This is a genomic window from Bacillus vallismortis (assembly GCF_040784915.1).
In the GTDB taxonomy this organism is placed as follows: Bacteria; Bacillota; Bacilli; order Bacillales; family Bacillaceae; genus Bacillus; species Bacillus subtilis_G.
The window spans coordinates 3,968,063-3,991,680 of the sequence record NZ_CP160797.1 but is presented as its reverse complement, the minus strand read 5'-3'; the positions used below and the strand labels follow the sequence as shown (position 1 = coordinate 3,991,680).

Here is a 23,618-nt window from a genome sequence, read left to right as displayed (position 1 = left end):
TTTATTCTCTCTCCAATTAGAAATCGTTATAAATATATGAACCGGTGTTCGCGGTGTGAAAACCATACATAAAAAACAAAACAAGCAGTATTATCAAATAAAAACCTGTATGACATGTCCACTTGACAGCGGGCTTTTCATACAGCTGTTTCATCAATTGCAGCATATCAAAAATCCTTTCCCGTTTTTTCGACAATCACATGAGTATTTGACGATTAGATGCTCAAAAAGTTTCATTTTTTCCCTAAACTCCTCAAATAAATATATCGGCATTTTGCTATTGAAAATGAATCTTTATACCCGCTAGGGCAAGAATGAATTGTCTGAGGCTGATTCATTATAAAAGGTAAAGGTAGAAGGAGTAAAAATGATCTTTTTAACTTTTAAAAAGCGTAATGCACTTAAAAAAAATTTTCTGTATTTGTTCGTTCAGGTGAAAGCAGAAAACTGATGAAATCGGGGCGGAAAGCGTATAATAAGAAAGAAAACGCCTTCTTGCGGTATCTTGTGAAATGGGGGAGAAGTCATTATGATAGATAAGGAAGCAAAAGGAGTTTTTATCAAAGCTGCCGGCTGAAAAAAGTAAGCCTTTTAATAGAAAGGAAGAGGAAGATGAACCAAACAAATAAGGGTGAGGGTCAGACAGCGCCGGAAAAAGAAAGCATGGGGCAGATCCTTTGGCAGTTAACCCGTCCTCATACGTTAACCGCATCGTTTGTGCCTGTGCTGCTCGGAACGGTTTTGGCGATGTTTTATGTGAAGGTTGATCTGCTGCTGTTTCTGGCTATGCTGTTTTCTTGCTTATGGATCCAGATTGCGACGAACTTATTTAATGAATACTACGATTTTAAACGCGGGTTAGATACAGCAGAATCTGTCGGAATCGGAGGTGCGATTGTACGCCACGGAATGAAGCCGATCACGATTTTGCAATTAGCCCTTGTATCATATGGGATTGCCATTTTACTCGGCGTCTATATTTGCGCGAGCAGCAGCTGGTGGCTGGCTCTGATCGGCCTTGTCGGCATGGCGATCGGCTACCTGTATACAGGCGGGCCGCTGCCGATTGCATACACGCCGTTCGGTGAGTTATTCTCAGGCATTTGTATGGGTTCGGTGTTTGTGCTGATTTCGTTTTTCATTCAGACAGATAAAATCAATTTGCAAAGCATTTTGATTTCGATCCCGATTGCGATACTTGTCGGTGCGATTAACCTGTCGAACAACATTCGCGACATTGAAGAGGACAAAAAAGGCGGACGCAAAACATTAGCGATTTTGATGGGGCATAAGGGAGCTGTCACGGTCTTAGCTGCGTCGTTTGCTGTCGCTTATATCTGGGTTGTCGGCTTGGTCATCACCGGTGCCGCAAGCCCGTGGCTGTTTGTCGTCTTTTTGAGCGTGCCTAAGCCGGTTCAGGCAGTGAAGGGCTTCGTCCAAAAAGAATTGCCGATGAATATGATTGTCGCAATGAAATCAACAGCCCAAACGAATACATTTTTCGGATTCCTGCTCTCGATCGGGTTATTGATCAGTTACTTCCGGTAAAAAGAAAGACCGCTTGTTTTTCGTGCGGTCTTTTTTTGTTACATTCGACCGCATTTTGTAAAAAAATTCATAGAACCATACTGGAAGCAGGGCCGTCTAGTACATGGACAGCGGATAAAGATCCGTTAAAGGAGATGACGAAAATGGATTTATCTGTAACACATATGGACGATTTAAAAATGGTAATGGAAGATTGGAAAAATGAATTATTAGTTTATAAATTTGCGCTTGATGCTCTGGATACAAAGTTCTCAATTATCAGCCAGGAATATAACCTCATTCACGGACACAACCCGATTGAACATACGAAATCCCGTGTCAAAAGCTTTGAAAGCATCGTGAATAAGTTAATGAGAAAGGGCTGCGAGATTACGACGAAGGAAATGAAAGAGCACATCCACGACATTGCCGGTGTTCGCATCATTTGCTCCTTTATTTCGGATATTTATAATGTCGTGAATGTCTTAAAGCAGCATGATGACCTGCGAATCATAAAGGTAAAGGATTATATCCAGACGCCAAAACCGAACGGCTACCGAAGCCTGCATTTAATCATTGAGATGCCTGTGAATTTAACGAACCGTGTGGAATACGTCAAAGCGGAAATTCAAATTCGGACGATCGCGATGGATTTTTGGGCGAGTCTTGAGCATAAAATTTACTATAAATTGAACAATGACGTTCCTAAGCCATTAACAGATGAGCTGAAGGAAGCCGCGGAGATCGCCCATTATTTAGATGAGAAAATGCTGGGGATTAAGAAAGAAGTGGATTAGAAAAGACGGCAAAGTGCCGTCTTTTTTATTGAATATCTTCATAAATGTCAGGGGCTTTCGCCTTCATTTGTTTCTTAATGGTTTTCGCTTTCTTCTCTTTTTTCACAGCCTGATAGACAGCGTTTGTCACAAGATCGCCGGCCTGCTGAAGGCGTTCTTTGCTGACATGTTCGATCGAGTCTTCAGGGGTGTGATACCACGGCTCAACTTCTTCGGTTTCCGGATCTCCCCAAATAAAGTTGGCTGAATCAATGCCGGCTTCGTGGAACGGCACATGATCAGACGATCCTCCCTGTGTCAGAGACAGGCTGTCAAACCCAATGTTTTCAGCGGCCGTCTGGCTGGATTCCCAAACAGCGTTAGATTGGCCGTCCAATGTGTTGACATACAGCTCAGACGCATTCTCCCAGCTTGTGCCGACCATGTCTAAGTTGAAGTTCACTTCACTTCGTTTCAACTCTTTTTCCGATAGATGATCTACATAATATGATGAGCCGAGCAGGCCAAGTTCTTCAGCGCCGAAAGCGATAAAGCGGATTTCTTTGTCGGAAGGAAGGCTTTTTAAGACGCGCGCCATTTCCAGCATGACAGAGGTTCCTGAGCCGTTGTCATTTGCCCCGGGGGAAAAAGGAACACTGTCGTAATGGGCCGTCACGTAGACGATCTCTGGATCTTTGATGTTCTTTGGTTTTTTGATCCCGATGATGTTCTGGGAGGTCTGGTTTGTGATTGCTTTTAGGTTTAAGGTTGCTTCTTTTTGCTGGGTAAGGGTTTCGCCGTCTTCTTTTTTAATTCCGACGACGGGAATGCCGACTTCATTGCCTGACAGGTTTGGCGTCACAGGCACGAGGCTTTCTTTGTTGTTATAAATGATGACAGCCTTGGCTCCGGCGGTTTGGGCATTTTTCGCTTTCTCGTAAAATGTAAGGTCTCCTCTGGAAATCAAAGCGATTTTGCCCTTGGCGTCAGCGGTGAAGTCCTTTGGATAGCCCAATCCGGCATTGTAAAGCGGAGCTGTCAGCCCTTTTTCTTCTGTAGGGGCTGAGCCGGATGCCGCTCGGAGAAGAATATCGTGTCCTTCTGAAGAAAGCGTTCCCTCAAGCCGGTCAGGAATACCGAATCGTTGAACCTTCACATCAAACTTTAATTTTCTCAAGGATGAAGCGATCAAAAGGGCACTCTTTTTTTCAGCGGCAGTTCCGGCTATTCTGGGGCCAATTGTTTCACTAAGCTGAGAAATGGTTGAGTACGCACGCTTTGCGTGAAATGGAAGCTCCCGCTCGTTATCTGATATTTGAACAGCGCGGGCGGCAGGGGTGACACTCTGTGCCGGCATGAGAATCGTACCGGCAGTTAAAACGGCCATCGTCATGACAGTTAAAAGTTTTCTCATCAAAAAGAAACCTCCCCTAATGTATGGATGGGGAATATTTCGGGATGCTAAGGGAATTTCCTGCAAAAAGGAGAGCGTTTTTGAAAAGACAGTGCTTAATACCTGTAAAAAAACGCTTATGAATGAAGGGTCATAAGCGTTTTGGGATATCAATCTATTGGAGTTTTAAAAACTTGCGTTTGCCGACTTGGATGATCATATTCTCCTTTATCTCCGCATTGGCGTGAATATCTGTTATTTTCTCTCCGTCAATTCGGACACCGCCGTTTTGAATCATGCGGCGTGCCTCGCTCTTCGAAGAGAGGAGCTCTAATGTGACCAGCAGATCGACAATCGATAATGTTTTCTCACCTTCCCATTGGACAGCCGGAATATCATCAGGCAGGCTGTTTTCCTGAAAGACTGTTTTAAACGAGTGTTCGGCAGCTTCAGCCGCTTCGGCTCCGTGATACATTCGGACGATTGTTTTGGCTAAAAGCATTTTGGCATCCCGCGGATGAACGGCGCCGTTTTCTAGGTCTTTCACGAGCTGTTTTTTCTCCTCAAGCTCTAAGTCCGTTGCCAATTGGATGTACTTTTTCATCAGGCTGTCGGGCAGTGACATCGTTTTTCCGTACATGTCATTTGGATGTTCATCAATGCCGATGTAGTTATTTTTTGACTTCGACATTTTTTCAACCCCGTCTAAGCCTTCCAAAAGCGGCATAAGGATGACGACTTGTTTTTCTTTGTTGTATCGTTCTTGGAAATGCCGCCCCATCAGCACATTGAAATGCTGGTCTGTCCCGCCTAATTCAATATCGCTTTCGAGAACGACGGAATCGTATCCCTGCATCAACGGGTAAAAGAATTCATGAAGCGAGATCGGTTTTTGCATGGCAATTCGTTCTTCAAAATCGTCGCGTTCCATCAGGCGGGCTACCGTTATTTTGCCTGCCAATTCAATGACATCTTCCAGATTCAATGTTTTCAGCCATTTCGAGTTGTAGTGAAGCTCGATTTTTTCTGGATCCAGAACTTTCCCGAATTGCTCAAAGTATGTTTTGGCGTTGTGCTGAACTTCTTCATCAGTCAGCTGCTTTCTGGCTGCCGATTTTCCGGTCGGATCACCGATTTTTCCTGTGAAATCCCCTATTAACAGCTGGACAATGTGGCCGTTTTCTTGAAATTGGCGAAGCTTGTTTAACACAACTGTATGGCCCAAATGTACATCCGGTGCAGACGGATCTAATCCGAGCTTAATTTTAAGCGGTGTGCCTGTGAAAACGGATTTGACGAGCTTGGCCTTTAATTCCTCCGGCGGTATGACCTCATGGGCGCCAGTCATGTATAGCTGAAGCTGTCTTTCGACTTCTTTTTGCTGTGCTGCTGTGAGCTGCTCAAATGTTTTCATGATTCTTCCTCCTTTTTTAGAAACACAAAAAAGAGCCCATCCCGAAAAGGGACGTGGCTCAATGCACGCGGTACCACCCTGGTTGAAGACATCGTCTTCCGCTCATTCGAATAACGGTTTCCCGTTCTTTGCTACTAAGGTTCACAAAGAAAGCTCGGGGAGGTAATTCACGGTTGCCTGTGCGCCGGCTCGCACCTTCCGCCGGCTCTCTGAAACAGGGAGACAAAACGCTACTGGATTCCCGTCAAAGCTTATGTTGTATGAAGATTGTCAGCTACCTTTCTAAGCAGCTCTGTCAATGTTTTCTGTTCGTTCTTCGTCATACCCGCAATGAGCTCTGTTTCCCCTTTGTGAAACTCCGGGTAGAGCTCTTCGATCGCTTGTTTTCCGGAATCGGTGATGGAGACAAACACGAGCCGTCGATCTCTTGTGTCGATGCTTTTGCTGCAAAAATTCTTTCTTTCGAGCGTTTTGATCACGTTGCTTGCTGTAGCTGTTGAAATGCCTGACAGCTCAGCAATTTTTCTCGTTTCGAGCGCCCCCCATACCCATAGATCATAAAGGATGGAGAAAGCGGTCCAAGAAAGGCTATAGGAAGAAAGAACCTCAGTCTCCATTTTGACACGGAGCTTTTGCGCAGACCGATACAGGTTCGTCGCAATCGATATGGCTTCCAGGTTGAGTGACTCAACGGGCATTTGTTTAAGCTTAGAAAGTGTGTCATGTTCTTCTTTCCGAAGCTGCTGATGTTGATAGGAACGTTCCATTTTTTAGGCCTGCCTTAAATTATCAGAATCATTAGCTATGAAATGAATTGTAACAGAGACCGATTTGAACTTCAAGCCTATATATCGGTTGAATAAAAAAGGCCCCCACAACACCAAAATAAACAAAAACTCGCAAACGGGGGTGCCATCTTGCAAAAATATGTTCAAGCCGTCTATAAACATGATCCGTTTCACCTTTTTTCAGCAGAGCATGTGGTGACATTAGCAGTGATCGCCGTCTTGGCCATTCTGTTGTTTTTGTTCCGCCAGACGGTCAAGCGGCCTAAACTCAGCCAGTTTTTGCGCTATTTGTTTGTGTTTCTGCTGCTTGGCTCGCAAATCGGTTATCAAATATGGATGATCGCCGCGGGCAGGTGGTCGGTGCGGACTTCATTGCCTCTCCAGCTTAGTGACCTGTCGGTGTATTTGTCGGCCATTATGCTGGTGACCAAAAGCAGGAAGCTGTTTGTATTTTTATACTTTGTCGGCATCGGCAGTTCGATTCAGGCTCTTGCCACTCCTGATCTCGGTATGTTTTCTTTTCCGCATATCCGATATATCCTCTTTTTTATTTCGCACGGATCTGTGTTTCTCTCCTGCCTGCTGATGACGGTAATTGGGACGTACAGGCTCAGACAGCGTTCTTTGTGGGTGACCGTCCTCATTGTCAATGTGTACGGGGTCTGCATTTATTTGCTTGATCGCTGGCTTGGCGCGAATTATATGTATTTGACGAAAAAACCGGGGGGCTCTTCTCTTTTGGATGTTCTCGGGCCGTGGCCGTGGTATATCGCCTCGGCTGAAGCCATTACGATCGCATGCTTTTACATTCTTTATTGGCTTTATCGCAGGTTTAAAACATGACGCCTTTTTTGTTGTATAGCACATTCTGTCTAAAAAAGTATTGATGAATAGTGTTTAATTTTCTGAAATCGGGAATGTAACTTGTACAACACAAAGGGAGATGAATACCATTGAAGAAAGATGAAATTATGCATATCGTGTCATGCGCTGATGATAATTATGCTCGTCATTTAGGTGGAATGTTCGTTTCTTTATTGACAAATATGGACCAGAACAGAGAAGTAAAGCTATATGTGATTGATGGAGGAATCGAGCCTGATAACAAAAAAAGGCTGGAAGAAACCACATTGAAATTCGGCGTGCCGATTGAATTTTTAGAAGTGGATGCCAACATGTATGAACATGCGGTGGAAAGCAGCCATATTACAAAAGCGGCGTATTACCGCATCTCAATTCCTGACTTAATTAAGGATGAGAGTATCAAACGAATGATTTATATCGATTGTGATGCAATTATTCTGGAAGATATTTCGAAACTGTGGGATTTGGATATTGCGCCATATACGGTCGCTGCAGTTGAGGATGCGGGGCAGCATGAACGCCTGAAAGAAATGAACGTCAGTGATACAGGGAAGTATTTTAACTCAGGTATGATGATTATTGATTTTGATTCTTGGAGAAAGCAAAACATCACTGAAAAAGTCATCAACTTTATCAATGAAAACCCGTCTGAAGACTTTCTTGTGCTTCACGACCAAGATGCGCTGAATGCGATCTTGTATGATCAGTGGTATGAACTTCACCCGCGCTGGAACGCTCAAACTTATATCATATTAAAACAAAAAACGCCTGCGACGCTGTCAGGCCAGAAGCTTTATAGAGAAACGAGAGAGAACCCGGCCATTGTCCACTTCTGCGGCGGAGAAAAGCCTTGGAATTCCAATACAAAACACCCGTATCGCGACCAGTATTTCCATTACATGTCGTATACGAAGTGGAATACAATCAGCAATCCGGCGATCAACCAATAAACTGAATATAAAAACGCTTTTGATGATCTCAAAAGCGTTTTTATTTTGCCTCAGCGTGCGACTGACCGTTGGTAAAATCGCTGAATATGCATGGCGATATAGCATAATTCTTTTTCAGGAAACACAAAGCCGTATTCCTTCTTCACAAATGTACCGATGCTTAGGGCACACAGGAATGCATCCTTAAACTTCTCTTTAATAATGTCGATCATTTCTGCGTCCAGCTCGTAAATGGATTCGCCCGCTTTTATATGCTGGATCGCAAAGCGGAGATGGGTCACAAGCCGCTCATAAGAAATGGTATCTTCTACAATATTGATTGATAGCTGAATTTCAATAATCTCAATGATATCACGGATCATAGTTGTAATATCAAGCGTCTGTGTCATATCACCGGCATTGTTTCTTGCTGTGTGGATATGCATGGCGATATTGCCGATTTCATCATCAGGAATGTGTATCCCCAGTTTATCTTTAATCAGCGCTCTGGCCCACAAGCCGATCTGAAATTCCTTGGGATAAAGGACTTTGATTTCATTCAGCAGCGGATTTTTGATCACCATTCCATTGCTCAGGCGTTCGATCGCAAAGGAAAGATGGTCTGAAAAAGCGACGTGTATGCGCTCGTTGATTTTAATGTTCAGCTCTTTTTCGGCATGGGAGATAATTTGCTCGGAAATCTGAATATGGTCTTCCGGCAATGTTTCTAAAATCTCTTCGAACTGCTTATAGTCAGCTGTGTCTTTTCTGACAAAGGTTTTTTCTATTTTTGACGGATCGACAATATCATTTTTCTTTTTGTCGAACGCAATTCCTGCACCTAAGAGAATCTTCTCTTCACTTTGATCCTTTACGACGATAGCATTATGATTTAAGATTCTTTTAATTTTCATAGCTTTTTTTGTCCTTTCATCCCCCGTTTTATGAATGAAAACGAATAAATCCAGTTATTCTGTCTCTTCTTTAAACCCGAGAAACAATGTAGCTATAAAAGCAGAGACGGCCGCGATCAAAAAACCGATCATATAATGAACAAAATTGGCGGCGCCGAACGGCAGCACGATTGAAATCATCGGAATGCCTGTCAGCCCGTAGGAATTCGACACGACATGTACCGCAACCACGTATGCTCCGCCAATAGCGCCGCCGATGGCAGCTCCGATAAAGGGACGGATCAGTTTGACATTTACCCCGAACACAATGGGCTCCACTATGCCTAAAAACGCGGTGAGGGCAGCGGGGAGCGCAATTTTTTTCAGGCTTGATTGTTTCGTTTTGAAAAAGACCGCAAGTCCCGCTCCGCCTTGGGCCACATTCGCCATCGACCATATCGGCACTAAAAAGTTCACACCGACATGCGGGTCAGCAAGCAGCGTTGCTTCAATCGCATAAAAGCTATGATGCAAGCCAGATAGAACGACAGTGGAGTAGATGCCGCCGAATAGGGCACCTGCGGCAATGCCGGCGTGATCATAAATATAGACAATCGACTGTGTCATGATCTGGCCGATGATGGAAGCGGCGGGATTCATGACAATCAGTGCGAGGCATCCTGTCACCATGACTGTAATAAAAGGAATGATGATGACATCAAGCGACTTCGGCACAATCCATTTTAGTAGCTTCTCAATTCTGCTCATGACATAAACGGAAAGAAGAATCGGGATAATGGAGCCTTGATAGCCCATCATTGGAATATGAAGCCCCCATATGTCTAAGGAAGCAGGGGTTTTGCTGCCGAGCATAGACGGGTCCAGAAGATCGGGATGCGTCAAGAGCCCTGCTAACACTGCCCCTAAATAGGGATTGCTGCCAAATTGCCGTGCGGCACTGAAGCCAACCAAAATCGGCAGCAAAATAAAGGCTGTGCTGGACACGAGGTCGAGCATTTTGATCCAAGGGCTGCCGGCTGCAAACCAGTGAAACACCTTAATCATGCCAATCAGCCCCATGAGCAGGCCGCTTGCTGTGATTGCCGGGATAATCGGCACAAAAATATCGGACAGCGTTTTCGCGAATGCTGCGACAGGGGTCAGCTTCCGGCTGGCCTTTTTCTGTTGAACAGGCTCCTCAGAAGGCGCGGCCTCCCACACTTGAACGACTTCTTTATATATTTTGTTGACGACGCCTGCTCCGAAGATAATCTGGAATAACCCATATCGGAAAAAGGTGCCCTGCACACCTTGTAGATGTTCAATGGCATGTATATCGATTTTCGTCTCGTCTTTTACCTCAAAACGAAGACGGGTCGTACAATGGCTGATGCTGATAATATTGCTTTTTCCTCCTGTGAGGAGAAATAATTCTTTTGCAATCTCTTTTTGCAAGCAATCAAAACCTCCTTTGCTGCAGAAAAGTCGGCTTGTTCATCGTATCAAATGAAAAGTTGACAATCAAAATGAAAAAAGTGAGAAATACCGGCTCAAAATGACAAAATGAGCAGGGACAACAAAAAATGCCCGCGTCGGTGACGGAGCATGAAAATAGGAATAGGGGTTGTCCATGGCGCCGTTATGAGCCCAACACGAAAAGAAGGGTAAAAAATGCCCTGTTTATTAGGCACTAATACTCCCTTTACATCATTGGGTCTTGCCTGCTGACCAGTCACAATCCCTCCATATGTGGCGATAACTGTAATAACGTACATTTTATGCTGTTCATGGCTGGATAGCAATAGTAGGAAAAGCCTGCGCGGTGTATGGGAAAATGGTTGTGTGTGATGTTCTTGCAATGGAAAAAACCTTTAAAACCTAGAATACAAGTCTTAAAGGCTTTTTGGTTACTTTTTCGGTTTGACGGCATTTAACCGTTTTTGCAGCTTTGTTTTTTCATTGGATTTTTGTAATTGATTCACTGCAGACTGAGCGGATGTCTTTGCTTTTTTCGTTTTGGCTTTTTCCGCTTTCTTCACTTTTGCTTTGGCAGTTTCAACTTTTTTCACTTCGGCTGCGGCCGCTTTTTTCTTCACTTTGTCTAACCGTTTTTGCAATGACGTTTTGTCCTTGCCTGATTGAAGCTGATTGACGGCTGATTGTGCTTTTGCCGCATTGGCATGAGTTGATTTCTTTTCTGCTGCAGATACGGATTGCTTCGCCGTTTTCAAATTGGTGCTTTTTACTTTGGCAAGGCGCTTCTGCAGGGACGTTTTTTCTGAACCTGCCGGCAGCTTGCTGACTGCTGATTGTGCGCTGTTAACATCTGTTTTCTTTTTGCTTTTTTCCGCTTTCGCCACTTTCTCTTTCGCCTGCTTTGATGCGATATAGCGTTTTACTTGGTTTAAGCGTTTTTGCAGGTTCTTTTTGTCTGTTCCGTTTGGCAGCTTGTTAATGGCAGCTTGTGCTGTATCAACGGTTTGCTGAGTTTTATATTTTTGAGCTTTTACGACTTTGTCTTTCGCATCTTTTACATTTCTGAATGACTGTACTTTATCCAGTCTTTTTTGCAGGGCCGTTTTGGCGTTAGAATTCGGCAGCTGGCTGACGAGTTTTCTCGCTTTGTCGATATCTGTTTGTGTTTTTGTTTGTTCCGCTTTTTTCACCGCTTGCTCTGCCTCAGCGTATGCAGAATCTGCTTTCTGCGCTTTATACTGGATCATCCCATAGCCAAAATGCTGATCGCGGCCTGTGGTTCCAAGATCAATGATATTTTTTTTCATTTCTGCGCGCAGCTGCACGTTTGTCTCGGCAGGATTACGTTGCAGTAACAAAGCAAACATGGCAGCGGCGTGCGGTGTCGCTTGGGAAGTTCCGCTTCCTGTCGCATAGTATTGATGTAAGTAAGTGCTCGTGATGTTGGTTCCCGGCGCTGAAAATTCAACTTCATCTCCGGTAGTTGAGAATCCGGCAAGCTGATTCTTTTCGTTTGTCGCTGAAACGGCAACGACACTGCTGTATGCCGCCGGATAGTTCACTGGTTTGCCGTTCCCGTCGTTACCGCTGGCGGCAACGAGCAGAATGCCTTGTTCATATGCTTTGTCCACGGCGTTATGAAGGATTTGGCTGTCTGAGGTCGTGCCAAGGCTCATATTGACGATGTCCATCCCGTGTGTGATCGACCAGTCGATTCCTTGGAGAAGGCTTTGAAGATCCCCCGAACCGTTCTGATCAAGCGCTTTAACCGCGTATATTTGAGCTTCCGGTGCGATGCCGTTAATTCCGTAGCCGTTATGCTTGGCTCCGATAATCCCAGCGACATGTGTTCCGTGGCCGTTATCATCTTTGTAAGAAGAGGTGTAACTGGCAGCTGAAAACCCGCCGGCAATCGACAGGTCTTCGTGGGGAGAGATCCCGCTGTCAATAACTGCGATTTTGACACCTTTGCCAGTCAGTCCTGCTTTCCAAGCCTGTTTCACTTGAATGGGTTCAAGGTTCCATTGTTCAAAATTTTCAGTGTCCTCAGTGTCGTCTGTCAGCACTTTGAAATCTGTGCTGCCTGCTGCGGTGAATGAGACATTGTTTTCGACATACAAAATATCAGGATCCTGTTTTAATTCTTTCACTGTCTCCTGATCAGCTGTGACCGCTACCGCGGGAAGATGCTTATACTGCTGTTCAACCTCTGCATCGCTGTCAAGGACGGTTTCCTTGCCGGCCTTATTTTTATAAACCACAATAACTTCTTTCCCGCTGCTGTTTTGCGCATGCGCGAAAGGGCCTATGGCGAGAAAACTGAAAAACAGAGTGACTGATATGACAAGCTTGCACGACACGTTTTGCATGATTCATCTCCTTCTTTCTATGATGTTTGATATATATATCGGAGAAAAAAGAGAGTTTAATAGTTAGGAGGAAAAATTTTTTCATTGACAGGACTGTAGAGCAGAACGCAGGTTTTTTCCGCAGGAAGAGGAAATTTTCCAAATGAATTTGTAAGCGTTTTCAAAATAAGATAAAGAAAACATTGCGAAGGTTGTTTACAAAGCAATGCAAAAAGGGGGCTTTTCAGATGAGCGCATTCACTCGGGTGATGGAAGAAAAAATCATGCCTGTCGCTGGGAAAATTGCCGGGCAGCGGCATCTCAGCGCTTTGCGTGACGGCATTATCCTGACCATGCCGCTGATTATTATCGGGTCTGTCTTTTTGATTTTAACGAGCCTGCCGATTCCCGGTTATGCTGATTTCATGGCGAGTGTGTTTGGAGATCAGTGGGCGGATAAGCTCGGTTATCCCGTTAATGCTTCATTTGATATTATGGCGATGATCGCCGCTTTTGGAATCGCCTATCGTCTTGCGGAAAGCTATGGTGTAGATGCGCTGTCGGCCGGCGCGATATCAATTGCCGCATTTCTGTTGGCAACGCCGTTTGAGGTGCCATTTACGCCGGATGGATCAACGGAATCCATCTTTGTTGGGGGCGGAATTCCGATTACATTGCTTGGCAGCAAGGGTTTGTTTGTCGCTATGCTGATCGCTTTGTTTTCGACTGAAATTTACCGGTACATTATTCAAAAAAATATCGTCTTCAAAATGCCAGACGGCGTGCCGCCGGCGGTAAGCAAATCATTTGTCGCGCTGATTCCCGGATTTATCATTGTGTTTCTCGTGTGGCTGGCGCGTCTTCTGATTGAAATGACGCCTTTTCAGAGCCTGCACAATGTCGTTGGAGACTTGCTTGGCACACCGCTTTCCATCCTTGGAGGCAGTCTCGGCGGAAGCCTGATCGCTGAATTTGTGCAGATGTTGCTGTGGTCGTGCGGGATTCACGGAGCTTCCATCATTGGCGGAATTATGGCGCCGATTTGGTATGGCGCGATGGATGCCAACCGTCTCGCGTTCCAAGCGGGAGAGGCGATGCCGAGTATTTTTACGGCCCAGTTTTTTCAAATTTGGATTAATGTCGGCGGAAGCGGAGCGACGCTGGCGCTTGTCCTGACAATGCTGGTACGCTCCCGGAGCAAACAAATGAAGCAGCTGGGCCGATTGGGGATTGGTCCTGCGCTATTTAATATCAACGAGCCGATCATTTTCGGCATGCCGATTGTCATGAACCCGCTCCTCATCGTTCCATTCATCATCGCGCCGCTCCTCACGATTACAACAACTTATATCGGCATGAGCACCGGACTGGTGGCAAGGCCGGCGGGAATCGCCGTGCCATGGACGATGCCGCCGCTCATATCAGGCTATCTGGCGACTGGCGGAAAAGTGTCCGGAGCCGTTATGCAGCTGGTGAATCTTGTGATCACCTGTGCGATCTACTATCCGTTTTTCAGAATATGGGACCATCAAAAATGGCGGGAAGAGAGTGCGGGTGTAGCTGTGGATAAGAATGTTTTGTGATTATGTAAGCATTTAATTAACGAAAAAAAGCAGCGTTATGCTGCTTTTTTCTTACCGCTGAAAGAACTCAATCCACTCACCGTCAGGACCTTCGATATAGAAATAACGGTATCCGTTTGGAAGTGTTGTGATCTCTTCGTCGATAAATTTCGCGTTCATTCTTTCCGCTTTTGTATATTCAGCCGCGATGTCATCCGTCAGCAGGGCAATGTGGTGCACTTTTCCTTCGGCGGGAAGCTCGCTGCTGTAGCCTTGAATCAGTTCGATTTCTGTTTCCGGCCCGTCTTCAAAGCCAAGAAAAGCAAGCTCGATTATACCGTTCGTGTGAGTGATGCGATCCTTCAATTTCATGCCGAGAACCTCTTCATAAAATGTGATGGACGCGTTGATATCCCTTACCATAATGCCTGTATGGTCAATTCGTTTTGCCATGCTGCTCCTCCTCGTAACTCTTTTTGTCTATCGTAGAAAAACCTTTCCTTTCTGTCAATGCAGACATCTTGGCGTTTTGTGGTACGATAAGAGAAAGCAAACAGAAAGAGGACGAACAGATATGAAGCTACTCACTCTAAAGAAAGCACATGCTGCAAAAATCAAAAAAGGCTATCCGCTCATCGATAAGGAAGCTCTCGCAGGGAGTGCGGGGCACGTGAAAGAAGGAGACCTCGTTGATATCGTGTCAGAGAGCGGCGAGTTTCTCGCGCGGGGTTATTACGGCCTGCAAAACAAAGGGGTCGGCTGGACGCTTACCCGCAATAAACAAGAACAGATAGACCAAGCATTTTTTCTCAGCAAATTAACTAAAGCGATCGAAGCGCGCGCCAAACTTTTCGCGGCTCAAGACACAACAGCTTTCCGTATGTTCAATGGTGAGGGTGACGGCATCGGCGGCGTCACCATCGACTATTATGGCGGGTATCTGCTGGTTCAATGGTACAGCAAAGGCATTTACGCCTTTAAAGATATGCTGATTTCCGCTTTGGATGAGCTTGATCTGGATTATAAAGCGATTTACGAGAAAAAACGCTTCGACACGGCTGGGCAATACGTCGAAGATGATGACTTCGTGAAGGGGAAAAGAGGCGAATTCCCGATCATTATTCAGGAAAATGGCATTCAATATGCGGTAGATCTGAATGAAGGCGCCATGACAGGCATCTTTTTGGATCAAAGACATGTACGCAAGGCGATCAGAGACCGCTATGCAGAAGGAAAAACCGTCTTAAACACGTTTTCTTATACGGGGGCATTCTCCGTGGCAGCTGCGCTTGGCGGAGCGGAGAAAACAACAAGCGTGGACGTGGCAAACCGGAGCATGGCCAAAACGATCGAGCAATTCAGCGTGAACAAGCTCGATTACGAGGCACACGACATTAAAGTGATGGACGTCTTTAACTATTTTTCGTACGCGGCGAAAAAGAATCTGCGTTTTGATCTGATTATTCTCGACCCGCCTTCCTTTGCGCGCACAAAAAAACGCACCTTTAGCGCGGCTAAGGATTATAAAAACCTCCTGAAGGAAACGATCGCTATCACAGCTGACAAGGGCGTCATCGTTGCTTCCACAAACAGCAGCGCCTTTGGCATGAAGAAATTCAAAGGCTTTATCGATGCCGCCTTTAAAGAAACAAATGAACGCTACACGATCATTGAGGAATTTACGCTGCCGGAGGATTTCAAAACGATTTCGGCGTTTCCGGAAGGCAACTATCTAAAAGTGGTCTTTCTGCAGAAAAAATAAAGCAAAAAGCTGCCCTGTTCAGGAGCAGCTTTTTTTATGTAGAAATGATCTGCTGGACGCGGCCGATGCGGCCATCTTCAAGCCGGACTTTAATGCCGTGCGGGTGATAGCTTGATTTCGTCAAAATATCCTTCACTGTGCCTCTCGTCAGTTTTCCTGTTTTTTGGTCTTCTTTCAATACAATATCCACCTGTAAACCTTTCGAAATGCTTCTTCGCTCTTGCCCGTTCATCGCGCTCATCCTTTCTTTTATTCATTATAGTCATTATGGTTTAAAAGTAACAGCCGGCTGATGAAGTGTATTTTTGTTTTTTTCAGCCCTCATTAAATAGAATGTCAGCCCAAAGCCTGCTATGCTCAGAATGCTAAAAAGCAGGTAGACTGCGAAGATGGACACGTAGTCAAAAATGTACCCGCCCGCAAATGTACAGAACCAGTTGCCGAATCCATTGCCGATGGCCGCGTACATGGTTAACGCCGTCGCTTCAACGTGGCTTGGGGTGATTTTTTTCACGTATTGAAGCGCCGCCGGGATAAATAAACCGATGGCCACTCCCTGAAGAAAGACTGTCGCATAAATGATCCATAATGAAGGCGCTGTGAAATAGAGCGCCCACCTGAATAATGAGACCCCGCCTGACAGCATAATGACATTGAGCAGCCCCATTTTATCTATAAATGTTTGGGCGAATCGCATAAATGGAATTTCCGAGATCACGCCGATAAAAAATAAAATGCCGATAGCGGAAAGGGACGCGCCGCTTTTGTCCAGAAAAAGACTGAAATACGTATTGTTCGCTAAGTTTGGAGCAAATGTCGTAAAGGTGATGATCATAAAGATGAGGAACGTTTTGTTGCTGATAAGCTCCCGGAATCCTTTGCGGATATTGACCTTTGTTTTTGTCTTCTGCTGGCCCGGCATTTGTGAGGCCAGTATGGCGGCAATACAGAGAAAGGCACAGCCAAAAATAAAGATCACGTGAATGGGGTACAGCTGATTCGTCACCTGTCCCATGACAAACACGGCGACGCCGAAGCCCAGAGAACCAAACAGGCGGATTCCGCCGTAGTTGCCGTTTGTTTCTTGAGTGTACCTTAGTGAAATGCTGTCCGATAATGGAATAATCGTGCTTTGAAAGACTGCAAAACAGGCCGCAACTAAAATAAAAAGAGGAAACCCGTCAAATGCAATATAGCCTAATCCGATGATGCCTGTGATTGCTGTGCAAACCGCCAGCAGGCTTTTCGTTTTTTGCGTATAGTCGCTCAGCATGCCCCAAAACGGCTGAAAGAAAATCATCACAATCGGGCCGAGTGACATGATCAAGCCGACCTGTGCTCCGCTTAAATGCTGTTCTTTCGTTAAATACATGCTGAGTAAGGGGATCATGCTGCCCGTGCCGAGAAAGGCAAACAAATAAAATCCTTTTAACGCGGCGTAATGCCGTCTCACCTGCAAGTTATGCATGGGGGTGCCTCCTTTAGTATCCACAAATTACATTATATTGTAATCTGCCAGCTTTTCAATAAGGAGAAGCACATAAAAAAACTGCCCTCGAGAGGACAGTTTTTTCTTACATAAATGAAAGTAAAAACGGCGCCGCGCAAAGCGTCATAATCGCAGCTAAGATCATCGACACACTGGAAATCGTGCCGGACACAGAGCTGAGCTCAAATGCTTTTGACGTTCCCGCTCCATGTGCGCTTGTGCCGAGCAGCACGCCCCGCGCGATTTCGTTATCAATACGGAAATAGCGGATGACCATTGGGCCAATTACTGTGCCTAACAAAGCGGTCAAAATCACAAACACGGCTGTGACGGCAGGCATTCCGCCGATCATTTCAGATACGTTCATAGCGATCGGCGTTGTCACTGATCTCGGGACGAGGCTGTCAATTAAGCCGGTGCCGAGGTGAAGCCATTTCGCAATAAGAGCAGTTGAAATAATCGCGATGCATGAGCCGACGGCTACGTTCAAAATAATTTCCACTGCGTATTTCTTCAAAACAGGGAAATATTTATATAGCGGGATCGCAAAAGCTACGGTGGCCGGCTGAAGCATATCGGTCAGCAATTCGCCGCCAAGATTATATGACTCGTACGGGACATTCACCAGCAGCAGCAGACCGACTAACACAGCGGGCGTTACCAATAGCGGAGACGTATAGACACGCGGAAAGCGTTGATATACCTTTTTTGCTCCTACATACACCAAGACCGTTAAAAACAAACTTACAATTCCGATGAACACGTATGCTTTTTCTCCTTTCTTTTTGCAATGATTTGTGTAAGCGTTCCTGTGGACACCATCACGACAAACGTGCTGATGATGACAACAAGCAGAATGCTGACGCCAAATTTCGACATAATGTCTCCGTATTCAATCACTCCGACGGCAGACGGGATAAAAAATAAAAGCAGCTCCCCGAGAAGCCACGCCGCGCCAAGCTCTATCCATTCAAGCTTGATAATCTTAAAGTGTAATAATGTGAAAATAATCACAATCCCAATAATACTGCCGGGAATATTTATATGAAGAAGGGCTGTCACCCAATTAATCAGCCGGGCAAATATAAATAACAGAGCGATTTGAATAACGGTTAGCAGCAGTTTTTTCATATTGATGCCTCCCTTATATTCATATTGTACATAAGGTCTCGCTATAGGTAAAATATATATTAAGAATAATAAGTATTCCTTTTGTCTATAGGAAGGGTGAAGCACATGGATATCCGCCATTTAACATACTTTTTGGAAGTCGCCCGTTTAAAAAGCTTTACGAAGGCTTCCCAATCTCTTTATGTTTCGCAGCCGACGATATCAAAAATGATCAAAAATTTAGAAGAAGAGCTCGGAATTGAGCTGTTTTACCGGAACGGCAGGCAGGTGGAACTGACTGACGCCGGGCAGAGTATGTATGTGCAGGCGCAAGAAATTATTAAATCATTTCAAAACCTGACGTCAGAATTAAATGATATTATGGAGGTCAAGAAAGGTCATGTGCGGATCGGGCTGCCGCCGATGATCGGGTCGGGATTTTTCCCGAGAGTGCTCGGCGATTTTCGTGCAAACTATCCGAATATCACCTTTCAGTTAGTCGAAGACGGTTCTATAAAAGTCCAAGAAGGTGTTGGGGACGGCTCTCTCGATATCGGCGTTGTGGTTCTTCCTGCAAACGAAGACATCTTTCATTCGTTTACAATCGTAAAAGAAACCTTAATGCTTGTCGTTCACCCATCCCATCGGCTGGCAGAAGAAAAAGAGTGCAGGCTGCGTGAGTTGAAGAACGAGCCTTTTATTTTCTTCAGGGAGGATTTTGTCCTGCACAATCGAATTATGACCGAGTGTATCAAGGCTGGATTCCGGCCTCATATCATTTATGAAACCTCACAATGGGATTTTATCAGTGAGATGGTGTCAGCCAACCTGGGAATCGGGCTTTTGCCGGAACGAATCTGCCGCGGGCTTGATCTGGAAAAAGTGAAAGTCATCCCGCTTGTTGAGCCGGTCATCCCTTGGCACCTCGCCATTATTTGGAGAAAAGACCGCTACTTGTCCTTTGCGGCCAGAGCTTGGCTTGAACACACGAAATCGTATTTATGGGACCCGAAAAAAGAAAGTAAAGGATGATGCAAACATGGATGCACAATCAGCTGCAAAATGTCTTACTGCTGTCCGCCGCCACAGCCCTCTGGTGCACAGCATAACCAACAATGTCGTTACGAATTTCACAGCGAACGGACTGCTCGCCCTCGGCGCATCCCCCGTGATGGCGTACGCGAAAGAAGAGGTCGCCGACATGGCGAAGATAGCGGGAGCCCTTGTTTTAAATATCGGTACGCTGAGCAAGGAGTCAGTCGAAGCGATGATCATCGCGGGAAAATCAGCCAATGAACATGGCGTCCCCGTCATTCTTGATCCTGTCGGTGCCGGAGCAACACCGTTCCGCACCGAATCAGCGCGTGACATCATTCGTGAGGTGCGCCTCTCTGCGATTAGAGGAAACGGGGCGGAAATTGCCCATACCGTCGGCGTGACCGATTGGCTGATCAAAGGTGTGGATGCGGGAGAAGGCGGAGGCGACATCATCCGCCTGGCTCAGCAGGCGGCACAAAAGCTCAACACGGTCATTGCGATCACTGGCGAAGTCGATGTCATAGCTGACTCGTCAAACGTATATACCCTCCATAACGGCCACAAGCTGCTGACGAAAGTGACAGGCGCCGGATGTCTGCTGACTTCCGTTGTCGGTGCGTTTTGCGCTGTCGAAGAAAATCCATTGTTTGCTGCTATCGCTGCCATTTCTTCATATGGGGTCGCAGCCCAGCTTGCCGCACAAGAGACAGCTGACAAAGGTCCGGGAAGCTTTCAAATTGAATTGCTGAACAAGCTATCATCTGTTACTGAACAAGACGTCCAAGAACTGGCGACAATAGAAAGGGTGATTGTCTCATGACACGTATTTCTCGGGAAATGATGAAAAAGTTATTGTCTGTTTACTTCATTATGGGGTCAAACAATACGAAAGCCGATCCTGTCACAGTCGTACAAAAAGCGTTAAAAGGCGGCGCCACGCTGTTCCAATTTCGTGAAAAGGGCGGGGATGCGCTGACAGGGGAGGCGCGGATTGAATTCGCTAAAAACGTGCAGGAAGCCTGCCGTAAAGCCGGCGTTCCTTTCGTTGTCAATGATGATGTGGAGCTGGCTCTGAAACTGAAGGCTGACGGTGTCCACATCGGCCAGGAAGACGCCAGCGCAAAAGAAGTAAGAAGTGCTATAGGCGATATGATTCTTGGCGTTTCCGCCCATACAATGTCTGAGGTGAAGCAAGCTGAAGAAGATGGAGCGGATTATATCGGACTCGGGCCAATCTACCCGACAGAAACGAAAAAGGATACGAAAGCCGTACAGGGTGTATCTCTTATCGAAGCGGTTCGCCGCCAAGGCATCGGCATTCCAATTGTCGGCATCGGCGGCATCACAATCGAAAATGCCGTACCTGTTATCCAAGCGGGGGCCGACGGTGTCAGTATGATCAGCGCCATCAGTCAAGCGGATGATCCTGAGGGTGCCGCACGCAAGTTTTATGAAGACATTCAAACGTATAAAAAGGGTAGATAAGCGTTCTTATTTCTTCGAAAGGCTGTTCCGTAATGGACAGCCTTTTTGCCGTGGCATCAAGGTTTTCAGACCTTCAAATTTTAATTGACAAAAAACAGGAACTGGCTATGATTATGTTATACAATGATAATCATTTTCAATTATAGGAGGAGCATGATGACTCGGGGGCTGGCGCTTATTTTATTTAGCTTGTTGATGGTTTTCGGTTCTGCGGCATATGCGGAAGACGATCCGATCGCTGCGCTGATTCAATTAAACAAGCAAATGACCGAATCCGTAAAAGACGGAGATACGGAATCGGCACAACAAACGTTTGAAACATTCAAGGCAAAGTGGAAAAAAGAAGAACCTTCTATTAAAAAGGAAAACCTTTCTTCCCACAGCAAAATGGACTCGAATATCGCGATGATTTCTCTTTCTTTCATTAATCAAGATGCAGATAAACTCAAAACGCAGCTTGAAGAGCTTTCTTCTCATCTAGAAACCTATCAGCAGGCTGTCGTGCTGAAAAAGACATCCTCGGGTCAATCAAGGGCGTCCTTAACAGCCTATATTCAAAATTTAAAAGACACAAAAACGTTAATAGAGCAAAACCGATTGGATGAAGCGTCATCCGCAATCGACAATTTAATTACATCCTGGCTCGCTGTTGAGGGAGACGTCGTTTCCCAATCGAAAGAAGCCTATACGACATCAGAGGAAAATCTGGCGCTGATGAAGGCTGAGATCGGCAGCCATCCCGAAAAGGTATCAAAGCAAATTGACGACATGATCCAATTGCTCGAGCCGATCGCTTCAAGCAGCTACAGCTGGTGGGATGCTGCGTTGATCCCGATTCGTGAAGGGATGGAGGCGCTGCTAGTCATCGGGGCGCTTTTGACCATGACAAAGAAAGCCCGTGTCACGCGTTCCTCGGTATGGATCTGGGGTGGAGCGTCAGCCGGCATGGTTATTTCCTTGACAGCCGGCATCGGTGTCACGCTTCTGTTCTCCTCCAGCGTATTCGGAGAAAACAACTTCTTGCTTGGCGGCGTCACCGGCGTACTGTCCGCTCTCATGCTTTTATATGTCGGGGTGTGGCTGCACAGAAACGCCTCAATGGATAAATGGAGAGAAAAAATCAATATCCAGAAGTCACAGGCGCTTAAAAAACGAAGCCTGCTTTCCTTTGCGCTCATTGCATTTCTGGCAGTTGTAAGAGAAGGGCTCGAAACAGTCATCTTTTTCATCGGCCTTGTCGGGAAGCTCCCGCTCACTGAGCTGATCGGCGGAACTGCCGCGGGGCTTGTCGTTCTCGTCATCGTCGGTGTTCTAATGATCAAGCTCGGAATGCGTATTCCATTAAAGCCGTTTTTCCTGCTGTCCATGGCGGTCGTCCTGTATATGTGCGTGAAATTTCTCGGAACAGGCGTTCACAGCCTGCAGCTGGCGGGCATTCTACCGTCTGATGCGGAGAGCTGGCTGCCGTCTATATCGGTGCTTGGTGTTTATCCGTCCGTGTACAGCGCCATTCCGCAATTGCTGATTTTACTCTTTTTACTGATTGCGCTTATCTCAGAAGCGGCAAAATATTTTACAAACGGAAAGGAACTGACAAAATGAATTTCACAAAAATCGCTGTATCAGCAGGCTGCATCCTTGCGCTAGCAGGCTGCGGAGCTAATGAGACATCCTCAACCAAAGAAAAAGCTTCATCTGAAAAAAGCGGGGTTACTAAAGAGATCGCCGCATCTGTAGATAAAATGGAAACCATGATTTCCAAGCTGAATGATTCAGCGGAAAAAGGAGACCAACAAGAGATCGAAAAAAAGGGGAAAGAGTTAAACAGCTACTGGCTTTCCTTTGAAAATGATATCCGCAGCGATTATCCGTTCGAGTATACAGAAATCGAAAAGCACCTTCAGCCCATCTATACAGAAGCGCAAAAAGACAAACCAGATACTGACAAAATCAAGACGGAATCCGAGTCATTGAAAGCATCCTTAGAAGACCTGACAGAAGCGAAGAAGAGCAGCAAAAAGGCAAGCGAACAGCTGGCAAAGGCAGCGGACGAATATAAAGACTATGTCAAAGAACAGAGCGATCAGCTTGTAAAAGCGACGGAAGCATTTACAAGCGCTGTAAAATCAGGCGATATCAAAAAATCTAAAACGTTATACGCGAAAGCGCGTGTTTATTACGAACGAATCGAACCGATCGCTGAAAGCCTCGGTGATCTCGATCCGAAAATTGACGCCCGTGAAAATGATGTAGAAGAAGGGGGCAAATGGACAGGTTTCCATAAGCTTGAGAAAGCCATCTGGAAGGATAAAGATATTTCCGGGGAAAAGGCAATAGCTGACCAGCTTCTCAAGGATGTAAAGGAGCTTGACGGTTCAATTGAATCACTGACATTAACACCTGAACAAATGGTAGCAGGCGCGATGGAGCTTCTGAACGAAGCCGGCATTTCGAAAATCACGGGAGAAGAGGAGCGCTACTCACGAATTGATTTAGTCGACCTCATGGCGAATGTGGAAGGCTCCGAAGCTGTTTATCAAACAGTAAAAAGCGCGCTTGTCAAAGATCACTCTGACCTGACGGAAAAACTGGATACGGAATTCAGCGAATTTGAAGTTTTAATGGCAAAATACAAATCAAATGATCAGTCTTATACGTCTTATGATAAATTAAGTGAAGATCAAATCAGAGAGCTGAGCACAAAGCTGACGACTCTTTCTGAAACCATGTCGAAGATTGCGAATGTGCTATAAAAGGAGTTTTG

The 23,618-nt window shown here is 45.7% G+C and carries 23 protein-coding genes and 1 other annotated feature; of the genes, 11 read left to right on the top strand and 12 right to left on the bottom strand.

Going from position 1 to position 23,618, the window contains the following annotated elements; genetic code table 11:
• Window positions 1–16: 16 nt before the first annotated feature.
• On the bottom strand, window positions 17–166 hold the full coding sequence (locus ABZM97_RS19970) for a teichoic acid D-Ala incorporation-associated protein DltX (protein WP_039075082.1): 150 nt from the start codon (window positions 164–166) through the stop codon (window positions 17–19).
• A gap of 446 nt (window positions 167–612) precedes the next feature.
• Between ABZM97_RS19970 and ABZM97_RS19965 the strand changes: the two genes are divergently transcribed.
• Together ABZM97_RS19965 and ywaC are read left to right on the top strand one after the other, a co-directional pair.
• Window positions 613–1,548 carry a 1,4-dihydroxy-2-naphthoate polyprenyltransferase gene (locus tag ABZM97_RS19965; RefSeq protein ID WP_087993222.1) on the top strand — a complete coding sequence of 312 codons (936 nt, stop codon included), beginning with the start codon at window positions 613–615 and terminating at the stop codon, window positions 1,546–1,548.
• A gap of 143 nt (window positions 1,549–1,691) precedes the next feature.
• A complete protein-coding gene (gene ywaC, locus ABZM97_RS19960) occupies window positions 1,692–2,324 on the top strand; it encodes a GTP pyrophosphokinase YwaC (RefSeq protein WP_087993221.1) in 633 nt (210 codons plus the stop codon).
• Window positions 2,325–2,349: 25 nt separating this feature from the next.
• Here ywaC and ABZM97_RS19955 read toward each other — a convergent pair whose 3' ends face one another.
• From ABZM97_RS19955 to ywaE, 3 genes are all read right to left on the bottom strand, one after another.
• Window positions 2,350–3,717, bottom strand: coding sequence for a M28 family metallopeptidase (locus tag ABZM97_RS19955; protein ID WP_202327867.1), 1,368 nt, complete (start codon window positions 3,715–3,717; stop codon window positions 2,350–2,352).
• A 154-nt stretch (window positions 3,718–3,871) separates the two neighbouring features.
• Window positions 3,872–5,113, bottom strand: coding sequence for a tyrosine--tRNA ligase (tyrS, locus tag ABZM97_RS19950; RefSeq protein WP_289349186.1), 1,242 nt, complete (start codon window positions 5,111–5,113; stop codon window positions 3,872–3,874).
• A gap of 41 nt (window positions 5,114–5,154) precedes the next feature.
• Window positions 5,155–5,367: a binding site (T-box leader), on the bottom strand.
• A complete protein-coding gene (gene ywaE / locus ABZM97_RS19945; protein ID WP_202327868.1) occupies window positions 5,362–5,877 on the bottom strand; it encodes a tyrZ transcriptional regulator YwaE in 516 nt (171 codons plus the stop codon). It overlaps the preceding feature by 6 nt.
• 150 nt (window positions 5,878–6,027) lie before the next feature.
• Between ywaE and ABZM97_RS19940 the strand changes: the two genes are divergently transcribed.
• Both ABZM97_RS19940 and ABZM97_RS19935 read left to right on the top strand, forming a co-directional pair.
• Window positions 6,028–6,741 carry a TIGR02206 family membrane protein gene (locus tag ABZM97_RS19940; protein WP_087993217.1) on the top strand — a complete coding sequence of 238 codons (714 nt, stop codon included), beginning with the start codon at window positions 6,028–6,030 and terminating at the stop codon, window positions 6,739–6,741.
• Window positions 6,742–6,851: 110 nt separating this feature from the next.
• Window positions 6,852–7,712 (top strand): glycosyltransferase family 8 protein, encoded by an 861-nt coding sequence (locus ABZM97_RS19935; protein ID WP_333516369.1) that lies wholly within the window; start codon window positions 6,852–6,854, stop codon window positions 7,710–7,712.
• A gap of 50 nt (window positions 7,713–7,762) precedes the next feature.
• Here ABZM97_RS19935 and sacY read toward each other — a convergent pair whose 3' ends face one another.
• From sacY to ABZM97_RS19920, 3 genes are all read right to left on the bottom strand, one after another.
• Window positions 7,763–8,605, bottom strand: coding sequence for a transcription antiterminator SacY (gene sacY, locus ABZM97_RS19930; protein ID WP_087993215.1), 843 nt, complete (start codon window positions 8,603–8,605; stop codon window positions 7,763–7,765).
• Window positions 8,606–8,659: 54 nt separating this feature from the next.
• Window positions 8,660–10,039 (bottom strand): SacY negative regulator SacX, encoded by a 1,380-nt coding sequence (gene sacX, locus ABZM97_RS19925; RefSeq protein ID WP_087993214.1) that lies wholly within the window; start codon window positions 10,037–10,039, stop codon window positions 8,660–8,662.
• A gap of 452 nt (window positions 10,040–10,491) precedes the next feature.
• Entirely contained in the window at window positions 10,492–12,429 is a 1,938-nt protein-coding gene (locus ABZM97_RS19920) for a S8 family peptidase (RefSeq protein WP_202327871.1), read from the bottom strand.
• 227 nt (window positions 12,430–12,656) lie between these two features.
• On the opposite strand from ABZM97_RS19920, the gene celB reads away from it, so the two are divergent.
• On the top strand, window positions 12,657–13,991 hold the full coding sequence (gene celB, locus ABZM97_RS19915) for a PTS cellobiose transporter subunit IIC (protein WP_087993212.1): 1,335 nt from the start codon (window positions 12,657–12,659) through the stop codon (window positions 13,989–13,991).
• A gap of 51 nt (window positions 13,992–14,042) precedes the next feature.
• On the opposite strand, the gene glxA is transcribed toward celB, so the two are convergent.
• Complete coding sequence (glxA, locus tag ABZM97_RS19910) at window positions 14,043–14,423, bottom strand: glyoxalase GlxA (protein ID WP_087993211.1); 381 nt, start codon at window positions 14,421–14,423, stop codon at window positions 14,043–14,045.
• Between the two features lie 121 nt (window positions 14,424–14,544).
• Here glxA and ABZM97_RS19905 point away from each other — a divergent pair, with 121 nt between their 5' ends.
• The gene (locus ABZM97_RS19905) at window positions 14,545–15,732 is read left to right on the top strand and encodes a class I SAM-dependent rRNA methyltransferase (RefSeq protein ID WP_202327872.1); all 1,188 of its coding nucleotides are present in this window, start codon (window positions 14,545–14,547) and stop codon (window positions 15,730–15,732) included.
• Window positions 15,733–15,766: 34 nt separating this feature from the next.
• Here ABZM97_RS19905 and ABZM97_RS19900 read toward each other — a convergent pair whose 3' ends face one another.
• From ABZM97_RS19900 to ABZM97_RS19885, 4 genes are all read right to left on the bottom strand, one after another.
• Complete coding sequence (locus tag ABZM97_RS19900; protein WP_202327873.1) at window positions 15,767–15,964, bottom strand: YwbE family protein; 198 nt, start codon at window positions 15,962–15,964, stop codon at window positions 15,767–15,769.
• Between the two features lie 33 nt (window positions 15,965–15,997).
• A complete protein-coding gene (locus tag ABZM97_RS19895; protein ID WP_087993208.1) occupies window positions 15,998–17,200 on the bottom strand; it encodes a major facilitator superfamily domain-containing protein 6 in 1,203 nt (400 codons plus the stop codon).
• Between the two features lie 106 nt (window positions 17,201–17,306).
• The gene (locus tag ABZM97_RS19890; RefSeq protein WP_087993207.1) at window positions 17,307–17,984 is read right to left on the bottom strand and encodes a CidB/LrgB family autolysis modulator; all 678 of its coding nucleotides are present in this window, start codon (window positions 17,982–17,984) and stop codon (window positions 17,307–17,309) included.
• A complete protein-coding gene (locus ABZM97_RS19885) occupies window positions 17,966–18,352 on the bottom strand; it encodes a CidA/LrgA family holin-like protein (RefSeq protein ID WP_087993206.1) in 387 nt (128 codons plus the stop codon). Before ABZM97_RS19885 ends, ABZM97_RS19890 begins: the two co-directional genes overlap by 19 nt.
• Before the next feature lie 105 nt (window positions 18,353–18,457).
• Between ABZM97_RS19885 and ABZM97_RS19880 the strand changes: the two genes are divergently transcribed.
• From ABZM97_RS19880 to efeM, 5 genes are all read left to right on the top strand, one after another.
• On the top strand, window positions 18,458–19,363 hold the full coding sequence (locus tag ABZM97_RS19880) for a LysR family transcriptional regulator (protein WP_087993205.1): 906 nt from the start codon (window positions 18,458–18,460) through the stop codon (window positions 19,361–19,363).
• A 7-nt stretch (window positions 19,364–19,370) separates the two neighbouring features.
• Window positions 19,371–20,189: a hydroxyethylthiazole kinase gene (thiM, locus tag ABZM97_RS19875; RefSeq protein WP_087993204.1), complete on the top strand. Its 819-nt coding sequence runs from the start codon at window positions 19,371–19,373 to the stop codon at window positions 20,187–20,189.
• Window positions 20,186–20,854, top strand: coding sequence for a thiamine phosphate synthase (gene thiE, locus ABZM97_RS19870; RefSeq protein WP_087993203.1), 669 nt, complete (start codon window positions 20,186–20,188; stop codon window positions 20,852–20,854). The genes thiM and thiE overlap by 4 nt, the downstream gene beginning before the upstream one ends.
• Window positions 20,855–21,010: 156 nt before the next feature.
• Window positions 21,011–22,456, top strand: coding sequence for an FTR1 family protein (locus ABZM97_RS19865; protein ID WP_087993202.1), 1,446 nt, complete (start codon window positions 21,011–21,013; stop codon window positions 22,454–22,456).
• Window positions 22,453–23,607: an iron uptake system lipoprotein EfeM gene (efeM, locus tag ABZM97_RS19860; RefSeq protein ID WP_087993201.1), complete on the top strand. Its 1,155-nt coding sequence runs from the start codon at window positions 22,453–22,455 to the stop codon at window positions 23,605–23,607. The genes ABZM97_RS19865 and efeM overlap by 4 nt, the downstream gene beginning before the upstream one ends.
• Window positions 23,608–23,618 lie beyond the last annotated feature (11 nt).